Consider the following 18,263-nt stretch of genomic DNA (forward strand, 5'->3'; position numbering starts at 1 on the left):
TTCGCCAGGCGGAATGGGCCCTATTGGCGGCAAACGATGGCTGGGGAGGGCCGACGCCGATGTCATCCGAAAGGGCGAATGAAAGGCGAGGCGTGATGCCGGCGCGTCCGCCGATGGGACGCGACCATGGCGGCATCCAGGCGCTCGACCGCGCCTTTCTAATCCTCGATGTCATTGCGGATGCCGGCGGAGAGGCCAAGCTGACCGAAATCGCAGCGTCCGCGGGCTTGAACGTTTCGACCTGCCATCACCTGATCTCGACGCTGCACAATTGGGGTTACGTCTCACGCGGCATCAACAGCCGCAGCTATGTCCTGGGCTCGCGAATTCTCCACCTCAGCGCTGCCTGCCTGAGGCAGGTGGATCTGCCGCGGCGCGCGCAGAGTTTTGTCGATCGTCTGAACGACCAGACACGCGAAGCGGTCCAGCTTGCAATCATGCAGGACACCAATCTGGTCCACATCCTGCGCCGCGAGGCGCGGCATGCGGTTCGCGTCGAGGCAGGCTTTGGCGGCAACGCCAATGCGGCGCACGCGACCGCAACCGGCAAGGCCATTCTGGCCTGGCTCCCGCCGACCGAACTCGACCGCATTGTCGCGGACAAGGGGCTCACGGCGTTCACGCCCAACACGATTACCGACATCGAGAAACTGAAAGAGCATTTGCGGCTTGTCCGTCGCAACGGATTTTCGATCGATCGCGAAGAGTATCGTCCGGGCGTGATCTGCCTTGGCGCGGCTCTTCGCGACCATGCCGGCGCAGTGGTCGGCTCAATCAGCGTCTCGGCGCCGGCATTCCGCTCCACGCCCGATTACATTGAGCAGATGAAAGTCCACCTGATCGCGGCGGCCGATGAATTGTCGGTCGAACTGGGCGCGCCCGGTGCCATCCTGCGGGCACCGGTCAAGACGATAGCGGCAGAATAAATAACAACCATTCAGGAGTGAAACGATGTACCAGCCCAACCACGTCAAGACGTCGGCCGAGTTTCCTGTACCGGACACGATGCGGGCCTGGGTGCTGGGCGATCCCGATCAATTGGAGCTGACCACCAAGCCGGTGCCGGTGCCCAAGCGCGCCGAGGTTCTGGTGCGCATCGACGCGGTGGCGATTTGCGCGACCGATCTCGAGATCATTCACCACGGTCCGCCGGCGTTGATTCAGGGCGGCCAGCCCTTCAACAAGAATTTCACGCCGGGCCACGAATATATGGGAACGGTAGTGGCGCTGGGGCCCGGCGTCGACGAATACCGGATCGGACAGCGTGTCACGGTTGAAATCCATGCCGGGTGCGGCCAGTGCAAGCGTTGCCGCGAGGGCATGTACACGGCGTGTCACAACTACGGCCTCAACTACGGTGATGTCGACAAGGGCCATCGCGCCAACGGCTTCACCACCGACGGCGGCTTTGCCGAATATGCCGTCAACAACATCAACACGCTGGTGCCGATTTCCGACGAGATGTCCGATGAAGAGGCGACGTTGGTCGTCACGGCAGGCACCGCGATGTACGGTCTGACCGAACTTGGCGGCCTGGTTGCGGGCGAAAGCGTGGTGGTGACCGGACCCGGGCCGATCGGACTGCTCGGGGTCGCGGTCGCGAAGGCGCTCGGCGCCCATCCGGTGATCCTGACCGGCACGCGCGACAACCGCCTTCAGATCGGCAAGGAATTGGGCGCCGATTACGTCGTCAATGCGAAGAAGGAGGATCCGGTCGCGGCGGTGCGCAAGCTCAACGGCGGCAAGGGCGTCGACTACGTCGTCGAATGTTCCGGCGCGCCGGAAGCCGTCAACGAAGCGGCGCGCATGGTCAACCGCGGTGGGCGCATTTGTCTCGCAGCATTCCCGGGCAAGCCGGCCGAGGTCGATATCGCCCATATTGTTCGCAACAACATCTACGTCTACGGCATCCGCGGCGAAGGCAAGAGCGCCACACATCGTGCGGAAGCCTTCATGGCGCAGAAGCGTTTCGACGCGACAAAGGTGCATACCCACACCTTCGCGCTGGAGGACCTGCCGACCGCGCTGAAATATGCCCGCGAGCGCATCGAGGATGCGATCAAGGTCGTGGTCAAGACCCACGGACATGCGGCGCTCAATCGCGTCGCCGCGGAGTAGGTGGACGGACTCCGAACGGGGTCACGCCGGTTCACGTAATCCGTTGAAACCCAGGCGAACGAGGAGCCGACCGCCGTTCAGCGGCGGCGCCCGCCCGACCAGTTGGCAGCCCATATCAAGGCCAATCTCTGGCCCTCGGCGACCTGCTCCAGCGACATCTTCTCGGCCACCGCATCGCGAAGCCGCTGGTAGAAGTCATGCTCGCGACGTGACGACCGTGCGGCGGCAAGGTCGAGCCATTTATAGGCAAGGATGAAGTCGCGCGGCACGCCGTGGCCCCTGTCATAGCTGAGTCCCAGTCGCGCTTGCGCGAAAGCATCGCCTTGCTCGGCCGCGCGGTGGTAGAGATCGGCTGCAGTGGCATAATCTTGTGGCACGCCGAATCCGTTTTCATAGCGGAAGCCGAGCCGGCCCAGCGCGCGGGCGCTGCCGCGCGCCAGCACGACCGGCTCGCCGTCGGCCCGGTAATAAAGCTCTCCGGCGTATCCGGCGGTGTCGACGAGGCAGACAAAAGCCAGCACAACCGCCGGCAGAATTTTAATTGAGACGTTGAGCATAGGGACTGCTCGCACTCACGGTACCTCGCAGCTTCGAACGCAGCTCTTCGGCAACCGTGTGCGCATCCATGCTGTCGCGGATAATCTGCGGGCGAATGAAGATGATTAGCTCGGTGCGCATCTTCGTGTTGTCCTGGTTCGAGAAGGCATTGCCTATTCCCTCGAGCTGGTCGAGAAGGGGAATGCCGCTCTTGTTCTCGTTCTTCTGGTCCTGGATCAGACCGGCCAGCAGCACCGTTTGTCCGTTGGCCACGGAAATTTCGCTCTTGACCTTTCGCTCCTGGATCGTCGGCGTCAAGTTCGCTGCCGCATCGGTCGAAGGCACGACGCTGCTGATCTCCTGCTCGATGTCGAGCCTGACTTTGCCGTCAGCGCTGACGCGGGGGGCTACGTGCAGGATGATACCGGTGTTGCGATAGTCGACAGTGTTAACAACGGTGTTGTTGGCGGTCAGCACCGTTGCACTGCCAGTCGAAATTGGAACCTGGTTGCCAACCTGGAGCGTTGCGGCCTGGTTGTTGACCACGACCAGCGAAGGCGTCGACAACACCTTGACGCCCGTGACGTTGTGCAGGGCGGTGAGTATCATCGCGGGCTGGGCTTCCTGGCCGACCAGAAAATTGAAGCCCGGGAATGCGCGGTTGATGAAGGTGGTGGCCGCCGTGCTGGCGACCGTGCTTGCTGCCGTTGTCGCGCTCGTTGCCGTGGCCGCCGATTGCGCGGCCGCAAGCGCGGGCGATACGGGCGCTACCGTCGAGGTGGAATTGAGGATGGATCCCTGGTCCGGCCGCAGTCCCAGCGCGTGGCTGGTCAGAAAGAATTGAACGCCGTACTGGAGTTCGTCAGTGAGATCGACTTCCGCGATCGTAGCGTTGATGGCCACTTGCAGTTGCGGCTGGTCCACCTGCCGAAGCGCCGATTCAATGATCCGGTAGTTACCCTGATCGGCATAGATCAGGAGTTCATTGTTGACGACGTCAGGCGTGATCCGGACGTTCTGCAAGAGCGGCGCTCCGCCGGAGTTTGGGCTGTTTCCTTTGTCGAGTTGGCCGAGATTGCCGCCGGCTGCGCCGCCCGGGGCGCTGGCGCCGAAGCCGGAATTCTGGCGTCCTCCGAAGCTGCCGTTGCCGCTCGAAGAGGAGGCATTGTTGCCGCTCGCACCATTGCCATTGCCGTTGTTGTTACTGTTGAACGACAGGCGGTCTGCCGCGCTCGCCGAAGTGCCTGACCCCGGTGCGACCTGGTTGTCGGCGCTATCGAGCAGACTGCTCGAGGAGCCGCCGCCGAACATATCGGTAAGCACGCGGGCGATCTGCTTGGCATCGCCGTATTTCACCCGATAGACGTGAACGCTGGTTCTGGTGCTGTCTGAACGGTCGAGCCGCTTGATCCAGGTTTCGACGGTTTTCAGTAATGTCGGCTTCTTGGTCACCACCATGACGGCGTTAAGCCGGGCGATCGGTTGCAGCTTCACGAGGTTCTGGTTCAGGCCGTTTTCGCCGGAATCCACGATCTTTTCCAGTTCCGCGATAACGGGTTCGGGTCCGCTGTTCGCAATCGGGTAGATGCCGATCGACTGCCCGCGCATCCAATCGACGTCGAAACTCGTCGCCGTTTCGACGGCGGTGCGGCGTTCCGGTCCAGTGCCTTGAATCAGCAGGAGATTGCGGGTCGAGTCGGCGCGAACCACGCCGGGCTTGGTGGCAAAGCTGTCCATCAACTTGAGCAGCGTCTGCGCCGACACGTATTGCAGCGGAACGACCGAGACGCCGTATCCCGGTTCGGTGTTGTCTGCGGAATCGACATGGCCGGCGCCGATCGCATCGCCGATCGGGGTCAGGCGATAACCCGCCGTGTCGCGAACCAGCGCCACGCCGCTGATGCGAAGGGCATTTTCAAGAACGAAGATGATGTCCGACTTGGGCACCGGATGCACGGAAACGAGACTGACGGTGCCTTGCACCCTCGGGTCGATCGTGTAGCCGGTCTGCATGATGTCGCCGAGCACCACCTTTGCGACGGTCGCGACAGGCGCGCTTTCGAAATTGAGGTCGTAGCCGTTTCCGCTTCCAGTCCCGCCCGGTTGTGGATGTGTCGGGGCAATATCGGTGACCTCGGCGCCCTGGAAGACCACCGGCTGGGCCCGCGGACCGGCCGATGTTGTCGATGTACCAGCCTGCGTCGGATAGCGCGGCAGGATATCGATCGATTTCACCTTGTCGATGACGTCGATGTCCTGGGTCCCGACGGCGTTCATTGTGGCCGAATTGCACGACGCGAGGAGCAGAACTCCCGATACCGTCAAAGCAGCGCCGATACCGCGCCCGACCGCGACGGACGGACGGCTTTTGCCGACACTTGCCATGTTGCCGATCCAACCTGTTACTAACGCCTCCGACCCCTTGGCGGGATCAGGTCCGATCGCGGTTCTTAACCTCCGAACATGACAGAATTGTTTGGCGCGTGTGTTCTCGCGAGAGAAATGCGAAGGCGGGCTTTGTGAACAGTCCTCGACGAGGTCTTTCGTACGACTGTCATGTTTCGGACCGATAACCTTGCCGTGGCCGAGTATCAGGCGACCAGCGGCGGGATGTGCCGCGGCACCTGTCGGCGTGCGCCTTCAAGACAGCGTTGCGACTGGAAACGCCGATGACCAGCGAGGAGTCCCTGCAATTCCTGGAGCACCTTCGGCGCAACGACCATCTTGCGAAGCCGGACGGCGCCAGCGGTCAGCCGATCGAGCAGGGTGCACCCTTACGGCCGCAATCGAGGCTCTGGGAATTGACCGACCTCTCGCCGGGCGATTTTGCCGACGAGGTCGCCCGCTTCGCCGGCCTCGGGCGGGTCACGCTTCAAGAACTCATGGCGGCACCGGCGCTCAATGAAATGTTCTCGCAGCGCTTCTTGCGGGAGATGACCGTCTTTCCCTTTTCGGACTCCGATGGCAGCGCTGTCCTCGCGGTAGCTGATCCGACCGACAAGGCAGCACAGCGTGCCGCGGAAATCGTGCTCCGGCAGGGCGTGTCGCTCAAGGTCGCATCGGTCGATGATCTCAACGTCGTACTCAACCGGAGGCTTGGCGAAGACAATGCTGAGCCTGCGGATTCGACCGGGGAGCTCCTCCCGCGTGAAGACGATGTCGAGAGCCTGCGGGATCTCGCGAGCGGCGCGCCGGTGGTTCGTGCGGTCAACGATCTGTTGGAAAAGGCGGTTGAGCTGCGCGCCAGCGACATTCATATCGAGCCGTTCCAGACCGGGCTCGTGGTTCGCGTGCGTGTCGATGGCTTGCTGCGGCCGGTGGCGTCGCCGGCAGGCGTGCTGCCGCAGGCGGTGATTTCGCGCATCAAGATTGTCGCCAATCTCAACATCGCCGAACGCCGGTTGCCGCAGGACGGCGCAGCACGTCTACGTGTCGGACGAACCGATATCGATATTCGCGTCGCCATCATGCCGATGCAGCACGGGGAATCCGCGGTCATCCGCATTCTGCCGAAGGATCGCAATCTTCTGGTTGTCGAAAAGCTCGGCTTTTCTTCTTCCGACGAGATGAAATTGCGACGGCTGCTGAAGCTGCCGCACGGCATGATCGTCGTCACGGGGCCGACCGGCAGCGGCAAGACCACGACTCTGGCCACCGTGCTGTCGATCCTGAACGAGCCGGGCCGCAAGATCCTGACCATCGAAGACCCCGTCGAATACGATATCCCCGGCGTCAACCAGGCCCAGGTCAAGCCCGCTATCGGGCTCACCTTTGCTGCGGCGCTGCGTTCCTTCGTTCGCCAGGATCCGGATGTGATCATGGTCGGCGAAATTCGCGACGACGAAACCGCGCATGTCGCCATCCATGCCGCGCTGACCGGCCATCTTGTGCTGACCACGCTGCATACGGAATCGGCGGCTGCTGCGGTACCCCGCCTGCTCGACCTCGGCGTCGAGGGATATCTCCTGCGCTCAACCTTGCGGGCCGTGGTGGCGCAGCGGCTGGTCCGGCAGCTCTGCGAGCGCTGCAAGACGCCGAAGGCGCTCACCGAAGCCGAGTTCGCAGAAGATCCGAGGCTGACCGCGCTTGGCTTCCGCACCGGAGAAACGCTTCACATGGCGTGCGGATGCGAACGCTGTGGAGGCACCGGCTATCGCGGGCGGCTCGGCGTGTTCGAAGTGCTCGAACTGAGCGAGGAAATTCGCTCTCTGATCGGCGAAAAGACCGATGGTCACCGGATTGATGAGGTGGCGATCCGCGGCGGAATGACCACGATGGTCGGTGATGGCGTCGCGAAGTGCCGGGCTGGCCTGACGTCCCCCGCGGAACTGCTTCGTGTCACCACCGTGCGCTGAGGTGCAAGATCGTGCCGAATTTCCGCTACCGGGCCCTGACGCAGAACGGCGAGGTCGTGCATGGCACGCTTTCGGCGCCGACCGCTTCGGAAGTGGCGCGCCGCATCGAATATCTTCGCCTGCTGCCGATCGAAACCGTCGAAGACAAGAAGTCCGCTTCGGCGCAGGATGGTTTCAGTTTCTTCGGCCGGCCGAGTGCGGCGGAGGTAACGACGTTCACCCGTGACCTTGCGCTGCTGCTGAAGGCAAGCGCCCGCCTGGACGATGCCCTGGAACTCCTTGCCAATGATAACGATGTCGGCAGGCTAAGGCCCGTGGTCGCGCGCTTGCGCGCTTCAGTCCTCGCCGGCGAGAGCTTTGCCAGCGCAGTTGCGGTACATCCGTCGCTGTTTCCCCCGATGTATGTGGCGCTGGTCAAGGTCGGCGAGGTATCGGGAACGCTCGACCAGGTGCTCGAGATGCTTGGCGCGGAACGGGCGCGGTCGGAAGCGATGCGCCGCAAGCTGACGGACGCGATGCAATACCCGGCTTTCGTCTTGGTCGCCGCGGTCTGCGTCATGCTGTTCTTCATCCTGTTCGTGTTGCCGCAATTTTCTTCGGTCTTGCAGGATTTCGGCGCAACATCCGACACCGCGCTCAGCTCCTTCATCAGGCTATCGGACTTCCTGCGGGCGAATGCCACCCCGGTGTTGCTGGGTGCGGCCTTCACCATTGCAGGCATGTGGTGGGTGCTGCGCCGGCCCGCCACGCGGAGCGCGCTCATATCGTTTGTTGCGAGAACCCCCGGCATCGCCAACATCTTCCAATTTTATCGCACCAGCCTTTTTTGCCGGAATCTTGCGGTGCTGCTCGGCAGCGGCGTCAATCTCACCTCCACGTTGCGCATTCTGGTCGATATCATGGCGGTTACCGGAAACGTCGCAGTGTGGACGACGGCCGCCGACCGCGTCCGCCACGGCGGCAAGCTTTCGGACGCGCTGCTCGCATCGAGCAACATGCCGCCGATGGCGATCCGCATGCTGCGGCTCGGCGAGGAGACCGGCCAGCTGCCGGTGCTCGCGGGCAGGGTTGCCGAGTTCTACGAAGCGAAATTGCAGCGCAGCCTGGACCGCATTGTCGGCATCGTCGGGCCGCTTGCCATCGTCACCATCAGCACCGTGGTCGGGGGACTGATCGTCTCGGTCATGACTGCGCTGCTGTCGGTCACACAACTGGTCGGATAAAGCGAAGGGGTTGCATCAGATGCTCAGAGGCGTTTGCATTGGTTTTGCGGACAAGAAGCGCGAACTCCGGCGGAGGGAAGGCGAGGCCGGATTCACCCTGGTTGAGATGCTGGTGGTCATCACTATCATCGGCCTGATCATGGGCCTGATCGGCCCGCGCGTTCTCAACTATCTCAACGAGTCCAAGGTCAAGGCAGCGCGGATTCAGCTGCAGAGCTTTTCGAGCGCGCTTGACCTGTTCTATCTCGATGCCGGCCGCTATCCGTCGACTTCGGAAGGTCTCGCCGCGCTGGTGCAGCGGACATCGGGCGTTTCGGCCTGGAACGGGCCCTATCTGAAGGGTGGAAACCTGCCGAACGATCCCTGGAAACATCCTTATATTTACCGTTCGCCGGGCGAGCGCGGCCCCTATGAGATCATCTCCTACGGTTCGGACGGCCAGGAGGGCGGCAGCGGAATCGCCGCCGACATTTCAACCGAAAACCTGGTCAGTGCCAAAAATGAATAGGCCGTCGGAGCACGGTTTCACGCTGCTTGAAATGGTATGCGTGCTGGCGCTCATCGCCATGATGGCAGCTGTCCTGCTGCCGGTTTTTCCGCGCCATACCACGCGCTCGCGCTTGCAGGGCTATGTGCTGCAGACGGCGGCGCTTCTGAAGGAAGATCGCAACGCCGCGATCCGGCGCGGTACGGGCGTGGCCACGTTGGTCGATACCGGCGGCCGCGTGATCCGGTCGGGCGCCGGCGCGGACATGGTCCGCATTCCCGATGACGTCCGCTTCGAGGCTCTTCTGCCGCGCACCTGCAACCAGCGCGAGGCGCTGTCGACGATTCGGTTTTTCGCTTCGGGGATGTCCTGCGGCGGCGCCGTCGCCCTGATGCGAGAGGATGCCGGTTACGAAATTCGCGTCAATTGGCTGACCGGAAGGATCGAAATTGTTTCGCGCAATGCCGCCAACTGACCGCCGCGATGCCGGCTTTACCCTTATCGAGGCGCTGATCGCGCTGGCGGTCGTTGCCGTATCGATCATGGCGATCGGCTCGGTGATGTCGACGAACGTGCGCGGGGTTCGCACGCTGGAACAGCATGTCACCCTGATGCAGACCGCGCGTTCGGTGATGGCGACGGAAGTGCCGCCGCCTGCCGAGATCGGCTTCGGTACGTTGTCGGGCAAGACCAACGGCGAACAGTGGCGGGTCGAGGTCGGCCCGATGGCGGGCGAGTGGAGTGCAGCCGGTGACAAAGCCGCATGGATTCCGGCCCTCGTGAGAATTCAGGTGCGCGCGCCGTCCGGCGCGGTGATGGACGTGAGGACGGTGCGCCTGGTGCATGGGCAGCAGAAGCCATGAGCACACCGGCCACGCAGCGAACGAGCGAGAGCGGATTCACGCTGATCGAAACCCTGGTGGCGCTGGCCTTAATGGGTCTCGTGCTGTCGGCGCTCGCCAACCTCACCGCGCAATGGCTTCCGAACTGGAATCGCGGCCTTGATCGGATTCAGCGCAGCGAACTGATCGGCATCGCCTTGCAACGGATTGCCGATGATCTGGCCGCGGCGCAAAGCGTGCCGGTCAGCGGCGGCGGCAAGCAACCGCTGTTTGCCGGAACGGAGCGCTCGGTCACCTTTGTGCGCACGGCGCTTGGTCCCAACGCTGGTCCCGGGCTCGATGTGGTGCATTTCGGAGAAGCCACCGACAGAGCGGGGCTTGCGACGGTTCGTTCGCGCATGCCGTTTCACCCGCTGCCCGACGGGACGTCGCTTTCCAATCAACTGCATTTCCGCGAGCCAGTCGTGCTGTTGCGCGCGCCGTATCGGCTGTCGTTTGCCTATGCGGGCGAGGACCGGGCATGGAAGGGCAGTTGGCAAGGCTCGCCAAAGCTGCCGGCCAAGGTCAGGCTGACTGTGGAAGACGCCTCGAGCGGCCGCGTTCTCACGATCTCGACCGTCGCGTCCATTCACGTGCAATCGCCGGCGCAAGGCGGCTGCGAGCAGCCGCAGCCGAGCGGGCAGCAGCAGAACGGACAACAACAAAACGAGCCATCACAGGTCGGCGAGTGTGATGACACCGGCGGCGCGCCGGCCAATGCGCAAGGCAACTCACAGCAGTCCGGCCCCCCAGCCGTGGCGCAGGGCAATCGCTCATGAGACGCGTCCTTACGCCGAGAGTGCAGTCCTCAGAGCGCGGCTTTGTCATCGTCGCAGTGCTCTGGATTCTGGCGGCACTGTCGGCGCTTGCGGCGATCTTCTCGATCTATCTGTCAAATTCCGCCCGCGCGCTCGGCGCGACCGATATCAGCGTTCAGAGCGAGGCGCTGGAGTCGGCCAGCCTGGAGCTGACGGCGTATCAGTTGCTGCGTTCGGATGATAAGGAGCGCGCGGCGCAGGGCTCATTCCGTTTCCGAATGGACGACGCCCAAGCGGTCGTCACCTTTACGTCGGAAGCGGCGCGGGTCGATCTCAACAAGGCCTCGAAGGAGCTGCTCGGTAGCCTGTTCGAGGTGCTCGGCGCGGAACCAAAGGCGGCGGCCGATATCGCCGACCGCATCATCGGCTGGCGGACGCAGGCCAGACCCAACGCGGCCAACGATGAGGAAGCGCTCTATCTGGCGTCGGGTCTCGCCTATTCGCCGAGGCAGGCGCCGTTCGCCCATGTCAACGAGCTCAGCCTCGTGCTCGGCATCTCGCCGGCCATGGTCGAGCGGGTTTTGCCCTTTGTGACGGTCTACAGCAACTCGGCCGATGTCGATGTCTTGCTCGCTCCGTCTGAAGTCGTCGCGGCGCTGCCGGGCATGACGCCGGAAGCACTCAACGACTTCCTCAAGCAGCGATCGTCATTGCCGCGAGATCCGAAGGCGATCGCCGCGGCGCTCGGTCCAGCCAAAGCCGCAGCGACCTTGCCGGAAGCCAAGGCTTATCGGGTGGTTACAGCGCTCCGCTTCGACAACGGCCGTCGCACCTCGACCGAGGCGGTGATCTCACTGGGCAGGGATAAGGCCAAGGACCCCTACAACGTGTTGTTTTGGCAGGATCAGGCGGAGACCGGAGCCGGCTCCCTCAAGCAGGCAGGCACGCGATGACGATCATATCGGAAGCAAAAAGCCTGTTCGACGAGTGGATCGCGGCGGTGAGCGAAGCGATAGAACTCGCCGTCGGCCGATATATGCGGCGCCCGACGATCCTCCTCAGCGGGAACGGCGCGGGCGTTCTGACAGCGAAATTGAACTCGGCGCCGAACGGTCCAGCATTGCCGGAGGTTTCGTTTCGGCTCGCCGACGGACGGCCGAGCCCATCGCTGCCTGCAGATTGGCAGGCGGCTTTCCGCGGCAGCCGGATCGAAGCCGTGCTCGCACCGGCGCAAGTTCTGCTGCGGCCGCTCGATTTTCCGAAGCAAGCGCAGGAGTTCCTCGACGGCATGATCCGCAGCCAGATCGACCGTCTGACGCCCTGGCCGGCTGACGAGGCCGTGTTCGGCTGGAGCGAGCCGTCGGCGCACGGGCAGGAGCGAATTGAGCTGATATTGGCGGCGACCTCGAAACAGGAAGTCGAACCGCTGCTGCAACTCGCAACCAACCTCGGTGCGCAGTCGCTTGCAGCCTTTGCAGCCGCTTCGGACGCGAGCCATGCATCTGCAAACATCAAGGTCTTCGACCGGCCGCTGGGCAGCGCAACCGGCCGCCGGTTCGACACGCCCCGCATCCTGCGCATGGCCCTGCTGGCGACCGGCGCGGCGGCCGCAGTCGCGCTTCTGGTCGCCACCTATGTCGGCGATAGCCTCGACAGCGAGCAGCAGCAATTGATGGGCCGCATTTCGCAGCGACGTACGGCACTGCGCCTTGGTTCTGACGGAAGTTCGGCGCTGGGTCTGCTCGCGAAGCGCAAACAGACCAGCCCTTCCAGCATCGTCGTGCTGGAAGCGCTGTCCAGGGCTTTGCCGGACCGCACCTATGTCACCGAGCTGCGGATCGATGGCGACAAGGTACAGGTGGTTGGCATGACGCAGGATGCGCCGTCACTCATCCGATTGCTTGAGAAATCGCCGCAGTTCGCCCGCGCGACGTTTTTCGCGCCGACGACGCGTGCGCCGAACGAGCCGGGCGAGCAATTCCACATCGAGGCCCGCATTACGCCGTCATTCGGATCGACCATATGAACCTCGTCGCTGACTTGCGAAAATCGCTTGTAAACTCGCCTATCGTGGCGGCAACAGCCTATGCCGCGCTGCTGATCCTGCTGTTGGCGGTAACCGTCAGCTCCATCGCCGCCATCCTTGGCCAACGCTCATCCGTAGCGGCAACGGCAGCGATGCTGGAGCAGCTCGAGGGCCGCAAGGCTCCCGCGGCCGGGCGAGCGGCCGATGCCGGGATGCCCTCGGGATCGGCTTTTCTCGAAGGCGCGACGGTGACCATCGCCGGTGCGGCGCTGCTGCAACGCGTCGCGACCGCGGTCACAAAAGCCGGCGGCAACGTGTTGTCGTCGCAGCTCGACGTGCAGGGGCCGCACGCCAAGGCCGGCTTCGTCAGCATGGTTGCGAATTGCGAGCTGGACCAGTCGGCGCTGCAGTCGCTGCTTTACGATCTCGAAGCCGGCATGCCGTTCTTGTTCATCGACCAGCTCGATATTCAGGTGGCCACCGCCGGCGAGAGCAAGCTGCGGCTCCTGCTCGGCGTCTCCGGGCAGTGGCAAGGTGTAAAATGACGGTGCGAATCTATTTCATCCGGATTGCGGTGCTCGCTCTGCCGTTCTGCGCTGCTGCGTCCGCCACCTCGGCGATTTCCGATCCGTTCGACGACCAGACGGATGGGGCAAGGCCAAGCGGTTCGGCACCTTCGAACTGGAGCGAGCCGACGAGTTCTGTCGTGGAGGTCACGATTCCGCCGGCCAGGCCGGTTCTGGCCGGCGACCGCCCCCTCAGCGCCAATCCGCTCTGGGCGATGCCAGTCAAACAGTTCTCCGTCACGCGCGAGCGTCCGATCTTTCTGCCGTCGCGCCGGCCGCCGGCGCCACCTCCATCAGCTCAGACGGTGGCGAAGGTGGTTGCGCCACCGAAGAAGGAGCCGGAGCGGCCACAGCTTTCCCTGGTCGGCACCATCGCCGGCGACGACGACAAGTTCGGGATTTTTGTCGACCAGGCTACCAAGGCGGTGCTTCGCTTAAGAATAGGTGAGGAGTTTCACGGCTGGACGCTGCAATCGGTCAAGGGCCGGGAGGTCGCCTTTCAGAAAGATCAGCAGAGCTTTGTTGTGGCCCTGCCGCAGCCTGGCCTTTCACACCCTTCCGTCGCCGTTCGTGAGGAGCCGGCAGTCCTGCCAGACACCGGGCTGGTGCCGGTCAACGTGCGCCGCCCCGGCCGGCATTAGGGATCGGTCAGAAGCCGAGTTGCTGAAAGGCGGCGGTCACAACGAGTCCGCCGGCCAGAAACGGCCCGAACGAGAGCGAGGTCTGACCGGTCAGGGCGCGACCTGAAAGCTGCATCACGCCGGCACAGGCGAGTGCCGTTACGGTTCCGATCAGCAAGACCATTGGAATGCCTGGGATGCCGGCCCAGATCCCCGCCGCAGCGAGAAACTTGACGTCGCCGAGCCCCAGTCCCTGGATTCCCCGATAAGCAAAATAAAGCCGCCGCATGAGCCAGAAAATGCCGCCAATGACAATGCCTTCGCCGAGTGCCTCGAATGCAGCGGTGAGATCGCCGGTTATCATGATCCGGAACAGGCCAAGCGTGGCAACCGCCAGGTTCAGCCAGTCGGGAATGATGCCGTCGCGGAGATCGATCCAGGCGATGGCGGCGCAGAGGATGCACAGCAATCCAAACGGCAGCAGGTTGGCCATCGGTGTCCCGATCAGGGTGATGGGACACCTCTAGCAGAGAGTTGCAGGAAAGAACAACGCGCGCGGCCTGCTATCTCGCGCAAACCTCAGTTCAGCAGCCTTTGCAGTGTGACCGCTTGCTCCCGGGTCTGAAGCGCGATGGCGGTGTGGCTGTAGTCAACATGGACGCCGTGATCAGCGATCTGTCGCAGGATCGCGTCGCCCTTGATGACGTGCAACCCGAGTCCGTCGCTGGCAGGAAAGATGCCCAGCACGACATCGTGCGCATGAACGATGGCTCTCAATGCCAGGGCCTCGTCGCCGGAAGAATTAATGAAATGGCGGGTCTGGGCCGCGAGCTGGCGCAGTTCGTCGAACTCGGTCACTGTTTACTCCAACGCAACTAACCGCGGTAAAGTCGCACGACATGCTTACGGAAAGCTAAACGTCCGCGCCGTAGTCCTCAAAAGAAGCGAATGGAGCGACTGATTTTTGGAGCCCCGGCCGCTTTTGCGGCCTAGCCGTCGTACTGGTTCGGTCCCATCGCCCAGAGCCACTGGTCATGGCCTTCGGCAAAGGTACGGTTGGTCTGTGCCGGATTGCGGTTGACGAGCGGCCGCAGGAACATCGGGTGCGTAGCACTGCGCACCTCGTGCTCGATGGTGAAGAGGCACTTGCCGCTGGCGAGATCGACGATGTCGCGGAAGCGGTATTGATAGGGGTTGTCTTCGCTGAAGATCAGCTTGCGCTCGGCGAGCGCGCGATGCGGACCCGAAAAGTTCGTGATGTAGATCTGCACGTGATGACCGTCATAATCGGCGACTGGCCGGTCAGTCTCGCGGAACAGCATGGTCTGGTTCTTGCCGACCTGCACCGAGGTGATGTTGGCTTCGCCATCCTTGAAGTGCGCCGGCATTCCCATGACATTCGGATAAAACGCGGCAATGCCCCTGGCATGGCCGACGGGCACGTCGAACTCGACATAGGGAATGCCCAGCGTGATGCGCCCGAAGCGGTCGGCGTCCGGCTCATAGCAGCGCAGGCGGTTGCCCCATGGGCAGGTCGCCTCGACATAGCCGTTATGTTCCTGAAAAGAAAACTTCGTGCCGGCAAGCCTGGGAGCGACCGAGGCCAGCCGATCAAGCAGCGCCTTGCGGTTGGAAATGACCAGACCGGTATGTCCGCGCAGCACCTGCGCTTCTCCGGTCGGCAGGTGAAACTGGCTGCGGCCGACATTGATCCACATGTTGTCGTCGGACGTCATCAGGTAGGGATCGCGCGTCAGCCCGAGGCCGGACACGTAGAACAGCGCGGCCAGGCGCTGGTCCGGCACCTGCACGTTGACATGCTCGAGATGGATCGAGTTGCCGAGGTCCTCAGCGGCGCGATCGAATTTGTGTTGCATGGCGGCGATCCCGAAAGATGGAGTATGCGCGATCATAGAACAGCGCTGCATATCGCGCCAACGTTTGCCGTCGCCGAGAAGTTTTTCACGCCGTCAAAGATCGCGCGCGATTTTCATCCCTTCGAAAGACCGCTCACCACCAGCCGATTGAGACGGCTGGCGAACGCGGCCGGGTCGTCCGGCAGTTCACCGTCCAGAATCTGCGCCTGTTCCAGAAGCAGAAACGAGAGATCGGCGGCGTTATCGCCGGCTGCTGGAATGGCTGCGACCATCGGATGACGAAGGTTGATCTCGAGAATGGGTTTTGCGCCGAGCCCACGGTTTTGCCGCGCCAGCAAACGCTCCAACTCGCGGTCGGGACCGTTACTGCCGGCGACCAGGCATGACGCGCTCGATGTCAGGCGCTGCGAGGCGCGGACGTCGGAAACACGATCGCCGAGGTTCAATTTGATAGCGGCGATGATGTTGGCCTCGTCGGCTTCGGACTTGGTCTCATCCTTTTTGCTGTCGTCGGTGAGCGGGATCATGGAGAAATCGACATCGCCCTGACTCAGCGACTTCAGCGGCTTGCCTTCGAAATCAAGCGGGGCGGCGGTCCAGAACGCATCGACCGGATCGGTCAAAAGCAGCACTTCGATGCCGCGCGCGGTCGCCGATTCCAACTTGGGGTTGCTCTTCAGCCGTTCGATGCTGTCACCGGCGAGGAAATAGATCTCGGTCTGGTTCGGCTTGAGGTCGGCGACATATTGCTTCAGCGTGCGGTTGTCGCCTGCCGTCGTCGTGAAGCGTGATAATGCGAGCAGCTTTTCGCGGCGCTCGAAGTCTTCGTAGATTCCTTCCTTGATGACGGAGCCGAAAGCATCCCAGACCTTGGCGAATTCTTCCGGTTGCTTCTGGCTGAGCGTCTCCAGCTCGCCGATGACGCGTCCTGTGACGGCCTTGCGAATTTGCGCGAGCTGCGGATTGTTCTGCAACATCTCGCGCGACAGGTTCAGCGGCAGATCTTCGCTGTCGATGACGCCGCGGATGAAGCGCAGATAAGCCGGCAGGAGATCGGCATCATCGGTGATGAAGACGCGGCGTACATACAGCTTCACCCGGCCCTTGCGCGCAGGATCGAACAGATCGAACGGCTTGGTGGACGGCGCGAACAAAAGAACGGCGTAGGAATAGCGTCCTTCGGCGCGGTAATGCAGCGTCATCGCCGGTTCGTCGAAGGCGCCGGCGATCGACTTGTAGGCTTCCTTGTAATCTTCCGGCTTGAGCTCGGATTTCGGCCGTTGCCAAAGCGCGCTGGCCGAGTTGATCTGCTTTGCCTCGCCCTTGTCGTCGACCAGTTCGATTGGAAACTGGATATTGTCCGAATAGGCGCGGACGATGCGCTCGATCTCGTAAGCCTCGAGATATTTGGCTGCTTCCTTTTTCAAATGCAGCACGATGTTGGTGCCGCGCTGGGGCGCCTTTGCATCGGGCTCGACCGGAGCGATCTCAAAGCCGGCACCCCCGGCAGAGGACCAGGTCCAGGCTTCCTCTGCGCCGGCGCGGCGGCTGGTGACGACAATGCGTTCGGCCACCATGAAAGCGGAATAAAAACCGACGCCGAACTGGCCGATCAGGCCGCTGCCGTCCTTGGCGTCCTTCAGCCGCGACACAAAGGACTTGGTGCCGGAACGGGCGATGGTGCCGAGATTGTCGATCAATTCCTGCCGGTCCATGCCGATGCCGCTGTCGGCAATGGCCAGCGTATTTGCGTTCTTGTCCGGGACGATGCGGATTTTCGGCTGCTCGCCGTCACCGATCAGGGCAGGGTTCGCGATCGCCTCATAGCGCAGCTTGTCGCAGGCGTCCGATGCATTTGAAATGAGCTCGCGCAGAAAAATGTCGGTTTCCGAATAAACCGAATGCACCATCAGGTTCAGGAGTTCGGAAACCTCGGCCTGGAACGCCTTGGTTTCGACGGTCGGGTCGGCAGTCGTCATGATCTCGGCTCGCATGGCTTTCTTGCGGAAAACCCCGATATAGCGGGCCGCGATTCAAGATCAAGCGCTACGGGCTCTCGCCGGCCGTCTGAAATTCGGCGGCGGGATAGGTCTTGCGCTCGCTCAAATGCCCCACCAGCGAGGTCTTGATGCTCGCGACATGCTCGCGCATCAGCATTTCAGCCCGCCAAGGCTCGCGCCCGACGACTGCCTGGAAAATGCGGTGATGGTCGTCATGCCGGCGACGGACGTCATGATATTCGAACACCACGATGTTGCGGGTCGATGAGACCGGTACGTGATGGCATATCCGGATCATTTCGCTCAGCATGCGGTTGCCGGCTGCAGCCAGCAGCGCGTCATGAAAGTCGCCGTTGATGTCGCGATAGAGGGTGAGATCTCCGGCCTCGAACGAGCCGCGCTCCAGCAGCTTGTCCCCGGCGGCCAGCGCGCGCTCGATGATATCGCGCTCTTTCGTGGCAAGCCCGCGCTCGGCGGCAAAGCGGACGGCGACGCCCTCCAGTGCGGCGCGGATGTCATAGGCATCGACGATGGCGGGCAGCGGAAACTCGCGAACGGTGAAGCCGCGGTTCGGCGCGTAGTCGAGCAGGCCTTCGCCGGCCAGCGCCTGCAACGCCGCACGCACCGGGGTGCGCGACACGGACAGGGTTTTCGAGAGCTGGACCTCGTTGAGCCGCGCGCCGGCGCCAACCGCGCCGCCAAGAATGGCCTCGCGGATCTGATCCATCACCGAAAGCGAACGGTTGCCGGCGCGCATGCCACCCGCCGTGCCTTCAATCGTCTGGTCGATCAATTCGGTCATCTCGGAGAGATGC

General features: G+C 62.8%; 19 protein-coding genes. 12 read left to right on the plus strand and 7 right to left on the minus strand.

Annotated features, from left to right (window positions below):
* The first annotated feature begins 95 nt into the window (after nt 1-95).
* On the plus strand, nt 96-926 hold the full coding sequence (locus NEZ08_RS17060) for an IclR family transcriptional regulator (RefSeq protein WP_298109212.1): 831 nt from the start codon (nt 96-98) through the stop codon (nt 924-926).
* Between the two features lie 25 nt (nt 927-951).
* Nucleotides 952-2,118: a zinc-binding dehydrogenase gene (locus NEZ08_RS17065; protein WP_298109215.1), complete on the plus strand. Its 1,167-nt coding sequence runs from the start codon at nt 952-954 to the stop codon at nt 2,116-2,118.
* Between the two features lie 77 nt (nt 2,119-2,195).
* Here NEZ08_RS17065 and NEZ08_RS17070 read toward each other — a convergent pair whose 3' ends face one another.
* Nucleotides 2,196-2,675 carry a tetratricopeptide repeat protein gene (locus NEZ08_RS17070; protein WP_298109218.1) on the minus strand — a complete coding sequence of 160 codons (480 nt, stop codon included), beginning with the start codon at nt 2,673-2,675 and terminating at the stop codon, nt 2,196-2,198.
* Nucleotides 2,656-5,040: a type II secretion system secretin GspD gene (gene gspD, locus NEZ08_RS17075; RefSeq protein WP_298109220.1), complete on the minus strand. Its 2,385-nt coding sequence runs from the start codon at nt 5,038-5,040 to the stop codon at nt 2,656-2,658. The genes NEZ08_RS17070 and gspD overlap by 20 nt, the downstream gene beginning before the upstream one ends.
* A gap of 284 nt (nt 5,041-5,324) precedes the next feature.
* Between gspD and NEZ08_RS17080 the strand changes: the two genes are divergently transcribed.
* From NEZ08_RS17080 to NEZ08_RS17125, 10 genes are read left to right on the plus strand one after another with little or no spacing between them, the layout of a single operon-like run.
* The gene (locus NEZ08_RS17080) at nt 5,325-7,010 is read left to right on the plus strand and encodes a GspE/PulE family protein (RefSeq protein WP_298109223.1); all 1,686 of its coding nucleotides are present in this window, start codon (nt 5,325-5,327) and stop codon (nt 7,008-7,010) included.
* 11 nt (nt 7,011-7,021) lie between these two features.
* A complete protein-coding gene (locus NEZ08_RS17085) occupies nt 7,022-8,233 on the plus strand; it encodes a type II secretion system F family protein (RefSeq protein ID WP_298109226.1) in 1,212 nt (403 codons plus the stop codon).
* Between the two features lie 19 nt (nt 8,234-8,252).
* Nucleotides 8,253-8,741: a type II secretion system major pseudopilin GspG gene (gspG, locus tag NEZ08_RS17090; RefSeq protein WP_298109228.1), complete on the plus strand. Its 489-nt coding sequence runs from the start codon at nt 8,253-8,255 to the stop codon at nt 8,739-8,741.
* Nucleotides 8,734-9,195, plus strand: a complete 462-nt coding sequence (locus NEZ08_RS17095) for a prepilin-type N-terminal cleavage/methylation domain-containing protein (protein ID WP_298109231.1) — start codon at nt 8,734-8,736, stop codon at nt 9,193-9,195. The genes gspG and NEZ08_RS17095 overlap by 8 nt, the downstream gene beginning before the upstream one ends.
* Nucleotides 9,182-9,583, plus strand: a complete 402-nt coding sequence (locus NEZ08_RS17100) for a prepilin-type N-terminal cleavage/methylation domain-containing protein (RefSeq protein ID WP_298109234.1) — start codon at nt 9,182-9,184, stop codon at nt 9,581-9,583. The genes NEZ08_RS17095 and NEZ08_RS17100 overlap by 14 nt, the downstream gene beginning before the upstream one ends.
* Nucleotides 9,580-10,380, plus strand: coding sequence for a type II secretion system protein (locus tag NEZ08_RS17105; RefSeq protein WP_298109237.1), 801 nt, complete (start codon nt 9,580-9,582; stop codon nt 10,378-10,380). Before NEZ08_RS17100 ends, NEZ08_RS17105 begins: the two co-directional genes overlap by 4 nt.
* Entirely contained in the window at nt 10,377-11,312 is a 936-nt protein-coding gene (locus tag NEZ08_RS17110; RefSeq protein ID WP_298109240.1) for a general secretion pathway protein GspK, read from the plus strand. Before NEZ08_RS17105 ends, NEZ08_RS17110 begins: the two co-directional genes overlap by 4 nt.
* Entirely contained in the window at nt 11,309-12,385 is a 1,077-nt protein-coding gene (locus NEZ08_RS17115) for a PilN domain-containing protein (RefSeq protein ID WP_298109243.1), read from the plus strand. The genes NEZ08_RS17110 and NEZ08_RS17115 overlap by 4 nt, the downstream gene beginning before the upstream one ends.
* On the plus strand, nt 12,382-12,930 hold the full coding sequence (gspM, locus tag NEZ08_RS17120) for a type II secretion system protein GspM (protein WP_298109245.1): 549 nt from the start codon (nt 12,382-12,384) through the stop codon (nt 12,928-12,930). The genes NEZ08_RS17115 and gspM overlap by 4 nt, the downstream gene beginning before the upstream one ends.
* Nucleotides 12,927-13,592, plus strand: coding sequence for a hypothetical protein (locus NEZ08_RS17125; protein WP_298109248.1), 666 nt, complete (start codon nt 12,927-12,929; stop codon nt 13,590-13,592). The genes gspM and NEZ08_RS17125 overlap by 4 nt, the downstream gene beginning before the upstream one ends.
* A gap of 7 nt (nt 13,593-13,599) precedes the next feature.
* Here NEZ08_RS17125 and NEZ08_RS17130 read toward each other — a convergent pair whose 3' ends face one another.
* From NEZ08_RS17130 to NEZ08_RS17150, 5 genes are all read right to left on the minus strand, one after another.
* Nucleotides 13,600-14,064, minus strand: coding sequence for an A24 family peptidase (locus tag NEZ08_RS17130; RefSeq protein ID WP_298109251.1), 465 nt, complete (start codon nt 14,062-14,064; stop codon nt 13,600-13,602).
* A gap of 86 nt (nt 14,065-14,150) precedes the next feature.
* Nucleotides 14,151-14,429: a hypothetical protein gene (locus NEZ08_RS17135; protein ID WP_298109254.1), complete on the minus strand. Its 279-nt coding sequence runs from the start codon at nt 14,427-14,429 to the stop codon at nt 14,151-14,153.
* A gap of 131 nt (nt 14,430-14,560) precedes the next feature.
* Entirely contained in the window at nt 14,561-15,448 is an 888-nt protein-coding gene (locus NEZ08_RS17140) for a hypothetical protein (RefSeq protein WP_298109257.1), read from the minus strand.
* Nucleotides 15,449-15,561: 113 nt separating this feature from the next.
* Nucleotides 15,562-17,427: a molecular chaperone HtpG gene (gene htpG / locus NEZ08_RS17145; protein WP_298109260.1), complete on the minus strand. Its 1,866-nt coding sequence runs from the start codon at nt 17,425-17,427 to the stop codon at nt 15,562-15,564.
* A gap of 67 nt (nt 17,428-17,494) precedes the next feature.
* Nucleotides 17,495-18,250, minus strand: coding sequence for a GntR family transcriptional regulator (locus NEZ08_RS17150; protein WP_298109263.1), 756 nt, complete (start codon nt 18,248-18,250; stop codon nt 17,495-17,497).
* Between the last annotated feature and the right edge of the window lie 13 nt (nt 18,251-18,263).

This window comes from Bradyrhizobium sp., from assembly GCF_027451485.1.
GTDB lineage: Bacteria > Pseudomonadota > Alphaproteobacteria > Rhizobiales > Xanthobacteraceae > Bradyrhizobium.